This window comes from Nocardioides turkmenicus, assembly GCF_011045035.1.
In the GTDB taxonomy this organism is placed as follows: domain Bacteria; phylum Actinomycetota; class Actinomycetes; order Propionibacteriales; family Nocardioidaceae; genus Nocardioides; species Nocardioides turkmenicus.
The window spans coordinates 354,040-360,149 of record NZ_JAALAA010000002.1; the positions used below are offsets into that span (position 1 = coordinate 354,040).

Sequence of the window (6,110 nt, forward strand, 5' to 3'; positions counted from 1 at the left end):
CGGTCAGCCCCGCGCGGGGTCGAGCACCTCTGCCTTGAGCTGGGCGGCCCGCTCGATCCGCTCGGCACCGGTCTCACCGAGGAAACGGGTGGGAAGGATGAACTCGTCGAACCCGGCCTCGACGTACCGCCCGATCATGTCCTGCAGCTCATCGACGGAGCCGGTCTGGGTCATCCCGGCGGGACCCGGGTTGGCGCCGTCGAGATCCAGGTTGAGGTTGACGGTGGTTCTGATCGTCGACGGATCGCGCCCCACCTGCTCGCACGCCTCCATGAGCTTGGCCCGCACGCCGCCCGCGCTCTCGGGCGTGCCCCAGGTGTTCCACTCGTCGGCGTGCCGGGCGACGACCCGCAGCATCCGCGGACCCTTGGCACCGACCAGGATCGGCAGCGGCGAGGCCACCGGCTTCGGCTCGCACGGCGCGTCGGTGATCTGGAAGTAGGTGCCCTCGAACGTCGTCCGCGGCTTGTCGAGCAGCGACCGGGTGATCTCGATCGCCTCCTCGAACCGGTCGACGAGCACCTTCGCGCCCGGCAGGTCGATGCCGTACGCCTTGTGCTCGTTGATCTGCCAGCCCGCGCCCATGCCGAGCACGAAGCGGCCGCCGGCGATGTGGTCGATCGTCGCCGACCGGTTCGCGAGCAGCGCCGGGTGATGGATCGTCGTCGGCGAGACGAGCGGCCCGATGCGTACGTTCTGGGTGGTCGCGGCCAGCGCCGGCAGGATCCCCCAGACCTCGTGCATCGGCCCGTCGTCGACCTCCTCGGTGCCGGTGTTGGGCATGTAGTGGTCGGCGACCCAGACGCCGTACCAGCCGGCCTGGTCGGCCGCCTGCGCCTCGGCGAGGATGTCGGCGGTGGGATAGACGAGATTGGGCCACAGCGAGATCTTCACGATCCCAACCTACCCACCCCAGAAATCCCGTCAGAAATATTCTTGGCAACGTTGTCGATCCCGCGTAGACCTCGTTCGACCAAGGGGTGAACGGGCCGGCAAGACGGCCCGACCGACACAGGAGATACCGAGATGCCGAAGTACATGCTGATCTGGCGCACCGTCGACGAGGACAAGATGAACGCCGCGATGTCCGAGATCCCCTTCGAGGAGATGCTCGAGAAGATGGGCCGGATCAACGACGAGCTCATCAAGGCCGGCGTGCTGCTCGCCATGGAGGGCCTGGACCCCGAGGAGCACACCGTCGTCACCTACGCCGACGCCGACCAGCCGGTCGTCACCGACGGCCCCTACGGCGAGACCAAGGAGCTCTTCGGCGGCTTCTACCTGATCTCCGTCGCCTCCAAGGAAGAGGCCATCGAGTGGGCCAAGCGGATCGGCTACTTCCCCGGCTCCGCCGTCGAGATCCGCCGGGTGCCGACGATCGACGAGTTCCCGCAGGACAACCCGTGGATCCAGCAGGAGCTCGAGTGGCGGACCAAGAACGGGCAGCTCTGAGGGCCGAGATCACCACAGGAGAGACCGATGAGTGACGCGACGCGCGCCGTCGAGGCGATCTGGCGAATCGAGTCCGCCCGCATCGTCGGCGCGCTCGCGCGCTACACCGGCGACTTCGCCCTCGCCGAGGACGCGGCCCAGGAGGCCCTCGCGGAGGCCCTCGTCTCGTGGCCGCGTGACGGCCAGCCCGCCAACCCGGTCGGCTGGTTGATGACCACCGCCAAGCGGCGGGCGATCGACACCATCCGCCGCGCCGGCGTCCAGCGGGAGAAGTACGAGGCCATCGCCCACGACCAGGACGAGGCGTACGACGACGACCTGGACATCGAGCGGATCGACGACGACGTCCTCGCGCTGATGTTCGTCTCCTGCCACCCGATGCTGTCCAAGGAGGCCCGGGTGGCCCTCACCCTCAGGGTCGTCGGCGGTCTCAGCAGCGAGGAGATCGCCCGGGCGTTCCTGGTGCCGGTGCCGACGATCCAGGCGCGGATCACTCGCGCCAAGAAGACGATCGCGGCCGCGAAGGTGCCCTTCGAGGTGCCGTCGCCCGACGAGCGCCGGGAGCGGCTCGCCGGCGTGCTCAACGTCCTCTACCTGATCTTCACCGAGGGCTCCACCGCCACGTCCGGCGAGGACCTGATCCGCACCGACCTCGCCCGCGAGGCGCGCAGGCTGACCCGGGTGCTGATCGGCGTGCTGCCGGACGAGCCGGAGGCGTACGGGCTGCTGGCGCTGATGGAGCTCACCGCCTCCCGCTTCCCCGCCCGCACCGACGCCGCCGGCAACCCGGTCCTCCTCGAGGACCAGGACCGGTCCCGATGGGACCGAGGAGCCGTACGTCGCGGCCTGGCCGCCCTCGAGCAGGCGACCCCACGCGGGCTCGGTCCCTACGGGCTCCAGGCCGCGATCGCCGCCACCCACGCGACCGCCGACTCGGTGGCGACCACCGACTGGGAGCGGATCGTGGTGCTCTACGAGGCGCTGGGCCGCATCGCGCCCAACCCGATCGTCGACCTCAACCGTGCTGTCGCGGTCGCGATGGCCCACGGCCCGATGCGAGGCCTGGAGATCGTCGACCGGATCGCCGAGGACAAGCGGCTCGACCACACTCACCTCCTCCCGACCGTACGCGGCGAGCTGCTGCGCCGCCTGGGCCGAACCGTCGAGGCGCGCACCGAGCTGGAGCGAGCCGCGTCGATGTGCGCGAACGGACGCGAGCGTGCCGTCCTTCGGCAAAAACTCGCTGATCTTCCCTAAAACGGGGTATACCTGTCGCTCATGTCACATGCAGCGAGGACCGAGACGTCTGAAACCCCACGCTGGCGGATCCTGGGTCCTGGCCTCGTCGTGGCCGCGACCGGTGTCGGCGCCGCCGACCTGGTCGCCACTCTGATCGCCGGCAGCAAGTACGGCTACGCCCTGCTCTGGGCGGTGGTCATCGGCTGCGTACTGAAGGTGGTGCTCGTCGAGGGCGCCGGCCGCTACAGCCTGGCCACCGGCGAGACCATCTTCCAGGGCTGGCGGCGTCTGGGCATCTGGACGACGATCTACTTCGGCCCCTACATCGTCATCTGGGGCTTCATCTACGGCGCCGCAGCGATGGCCGGCACCGGCCTGGCCCTGACCGCGCTGTTCTCGTCCGCCTCGGTGAAGTTCTGGGGCATCCTCTCCGGCCTGATCGGCATCGCGATCGTCTGGACCGGCCGCTACGGCCTCTTCGAGAAGTTCCTGGCCGTCCTGGTCGGGATCATGTTCGTGACCATGGTCGGCGCCGCCCTGGTCACCCTGCCCAACCTCCCCGAGCTGCTCACCGGCCTCGTCCCGACCATCCCCGAGGGCTCCCTGGTCAACATCCTCTCGGTCGCCGGCGGCGTCGGCGGCACGATCACCCTGGCCGCCTACGGCTACTGGCTGCGCGAGAAGGGCTGGCACACGCCGCAGTTCATGCGCGTCATGCGGATCGACAACACCACCGCGTACGTCGTCACCGGCATCTTCGTCGTCGCCACTCTCATCGTGGGCGCCGAGCTGCTCTACTCGGCCCAGATCGCGATCGGCACCGGCGACCAGGGCATGCTCGACCTGTCCAAGGTCCTCGCCGACCGCTACGGCAACTGGTTCGGCAAGCTCTTCCTGATCGGTTTCTGGGCCGCGGCGATGTCGTCGCTCGTCGGCGTCTGGAACGGCGTCAGCCTGATGTTCGCCGACTTCATGGGCACCATCCGCGGCAAGGCCGACGAGCCCGAGGCGAAGAGCGGTGGCCTCTGGTACCGCGCCTACATCCTCTGGCTCACCTTCCCCCCGATGATCTGGCTGCTGGTGGCCGACGAGCCGGCGTGGCTGATCCTGATCTACGGGGTCCTGGGCGCGTTCTTCATGCCGTTCCTGGCCGTCACGCTGCTCTGGCTCCTCAACACCAGCCACACCCCCGCGGAGTGGCGGAGCAAGTGGGTCTCCAACATCGGCCTCATCATCTGCGCCCTGCTCTTCGCCTGGCTCGCCTTCGACCAGGTACGCACCTCCATCACCGACCTCCTCGGCTGACGCCGAGTCGGCCCGAACTGACAGAGAACCCCGCCGAGTCGGCTCGTCATGACGAGCCGACTCGGCGCTTTTCGTGGTCAGGATGAGCGGACTCGTCGCGACGAGCAGGGGGAAGGAGGCGTCCGCAGCGAAGTCGAATCCCACGCCCAGCGGCTATGGCGGGAGACCAAAGTCGGTTGACGCCTCCCGTGTCCAGGTCGAGGCTGGACGGCATGCCCGCCGACGTGCTTCCCGGCTGGAGGCGCAACGCAGCGATCTTCCTCGCCGGCCAAACGGTCTCCCTGCTCGGCTCGATGCTGGTGATGTACGCCGTCATGTGGCACCTCACCATCGAAACCCGCTCCGGGTCTGTCCTGATGCTGAGCCTCGTCTTCGGGATGCTCCCGCAGGCGTTCATGTCGATCTTCGGTGGCGTCTGGGCCGACCGACATCACCGCAAGTTCCTGATCATGGGCTCGGACGCCACGATCGCGGTCGCGACCCTGATCCTGGCCGGTTTGATGGCGAGCGGGATCGAGGACCTCTGGATCATCTATCTCGCCCTGGCCATCCGATCGATCTTCGCCGGCATCCAGATGCCCGCGGTCACCGCGATGATCCCGCAGATCGTGCCGGAATCCCAGCTGCTCCGCATCAACGGAGCGTTCCAGACCATTCAGTCTGCGATGACCCTCCTCGCGCCTGCGCTCGCAGCGGTCATCTACGCGAACATGGACATCGTCGCCGTCTTCTTCATCGACGCGGCCACGGCACTGATCGGCGTCGGCCTGCTCGCCCTGGTCCCGGTCGCACGTCTCGTACGCCCCGAGGGCAAGGTCTCCTACTTCGGCGACCTGCGCGCCGGTCTGAAGTACGTCTCCACCCACTCGCACGTGCGGTGGATCCTCATCCTGTTCGCACTGGTCATGCTCATGGTCGGCGCACCGTCCTATCTCACCCCGCTCATGGTCACCCGGACCTTCGGCGACGAGGTCTGGAAACTCACCGCCAACGAGCTGTTCTGGGGCTTCGGCATGCTCGCCGGAGGCGCCGCGATGGCCGCGCTCGGGCCCAAGATCGTCCACCGCATGCGTCTGATGGTCGGGTCCGTGGTTCTCATCGGGCTGCTGGTCGTCGGCCTCGGCGTCTCTACCAACATGTGGGTCTTCTTCGTCTTCGGGCTGCTGATCGGAGTGTTCTTCTCAGCGCTCAGCACGCCCGCGATCACGATCCTCCAGGAGCGCGTGGAGCCGGAGATGCAAGGGCGGGTGTTCGGCATCGTCGGGATCGTCATGTCCGTCGCCATGCCGTTGTCCATGGTCGTCTTCGGCCCTCTGGCGGACCAGTTCTCCGTCGAGTCGTTGCTCGTGCTCGCTGGCTTCCTCCTCTTCCTGGTGGTCGCCGGCATCCTGGCGATCCCTGGCGCGCGTCGCTCTCTCGCCGAGGTCGACCTTCCGAAGGAGGAGCCTCTCGTGTCGGCTCCGGTCACGCCGGACGAGGAAGCGTCACAGGGCTCCAAATGACAGTTGCCCGGTGCCTTGAGAGCACCGGGCAACTGGAGAAGCTCTGGATCAGCGGCTCGTGACCAGCTTGATGGCCACACCGAGACCCGCGGCAACCACGGCAGCGATGAGCAGCTTCTTGACCATGGGAACTCCTAGTTCGACTGGTTGATACATACGGACTGCAACTATGACATTGGACCCCGTGTCGCTGCTCACGTCAACCGGGCGTGGCGCGAAGAGAAAGGCACAAATGGCAGCAGGGCCACCTCCGAAGAGGTGGCCCTGCGCAAAGTTATGTCCGGCGGCGTCCTACTCTCCCACAGCCTCTCGGTTGCAGTACCATCGGCGCTGAAGGGCTTGACTTCCGGGTTCGGGATGGGACCGGGTATTTCCCCTTCGCTATGGCCGCCGTAACTCTTGAGATCACGCTCACCCCATCGGGGCGGGTGACCAAACCTGTGTTACAACAGTTGGTTGTGGACGCGAGACTTGACGGTCTTCGTTTGTTGTTTTTGTTGAGGGTTTATGAAAGATAAGCCCTCGGCCTATTAGTACCGGTCGGCTGGGCATCACTGCTGTACACCTCCGGCCTATCAACCCCATAGTCTGTAGGGGGCCTTAACCCATAAA

General features: G+C 67.0%; 5 protein-coding genes and 2 rRNA genes. 4 read left to right on the forward strand and 3 right to left on the reverse strand.

What is annotated here, in order from left to right:
• Positions 1-3 precede the first annotated feature (3 nt).
• Positions 4-894, reverse strand: a complete 891-nt coding sequence (locus G5C66_RS03880; protein WP_165109622.1) for an LLM class flavin-dependent oxidoreductase — start codon at positions 892-894, stop codon at positions 4-6.
• 132 nt (positions 895-1,026) lie between these two features.
• On the opposite strand from G5C66_RS03880, the gene G5C66_RS03885 reads away from it, so the two are divergent.
• The 4 genes from G5C66_RS03885 (at position 1,027) to G5C66_RS03900 (ending at position 5,498) form a co-directional block, all read left to right on the forward strand.
• The gene (locus G5C66_RS03885; protein WP_008355288.1) at positions 1,027-1,452 is read left to right on the forward strand and encodes a YciI family protein; all 426 of its coding nucleotides are present in this window, start codon (positions 1,027-1,029) and stop codon (positions 1,450-1,452) included.
• A 27-nt stretch (positions 1,453-1,479) separates the two neighbouring features.
• The gene (locus tag G5C66_RS03890; protein ID WP_165109623.1) at positions 1,480-2,709 is read left to right on the forward strand and encodes an RNA polymerase sigma factor; all 1,230 of its coding nucleotides are present in this window, start codon (positions 1,480-1,482) and stop codon (positions 2,707-2,709) included.
• Between the two features lie 21 nt (positions 2,710-2,730).
• A complete protein-coding gene (locus tag G5C66_RS03895; RefSeq protein WP_165109624.1) occupies positions 2,731-3,996 on the forward strand; it encodes an Nramp family divalent metal transporter in 1,266 nt (421 codons plus the stop codon).
• 212 nt (positions 3,997-4,208) lie between these two features.
• Complete coding sequence (locus tag G5C66_RS03900; RefSeq protein WP_165109625.1) at positions 4,209-5,498, forward strand: MFS transporter; 1,290 nt, start codon at positions 4,209-4,211, stop codon at positions 5,496-5,498.
• Between the two features lie 278 nt (positions 5,499-5,776).
• Here the strand turns inward: G5C66_RS03900 and rrf are convergent.
• Positions 5,777-5,893, reverse strand: a 5S ribosomal RNA gene (rrf, locus tag G5C66_RS03905).
• 115 nt (positions 5,894-6,008) lie between these two features.
• Positions 6,009-6,110 (reverse strand): 23S ribosomal RNA (locus G5C66_RS03910); the annotation flags it as partial.

Bases quoted from the DNA above. Each gene is read 5' to 3' on its own strand.
- G5C66_RS03890 (WP_165109623.1), top strand. From the start codon at position 1,480: ATGAGTGACGCGACGCGCGCCGTCGAGGCGATCTGGCGAATCGAGTCC.
- G5C66_RS03885 (WP_008355288.1), top strand. From the start codon at position 1,027: ATGCCGAAGTACATGCTGATCTGGCGCACCGTCGACGAGGACAAGATG.
- G5C66_RS03900 (WP_165109625.1), top strand. From the start codon at position 4,209: ATGCCCGCCGACGTGCTTCCCGGCTGGAGGCGCAACGCAGCGATCTTC.
- G5C66_RS03895 (WP_165109624.1), top strand. From the start codon at position 2,731: ATGTCACATGCAGCGAGGACCGAGACGTCTGAAACCCCACGCTGGCGG.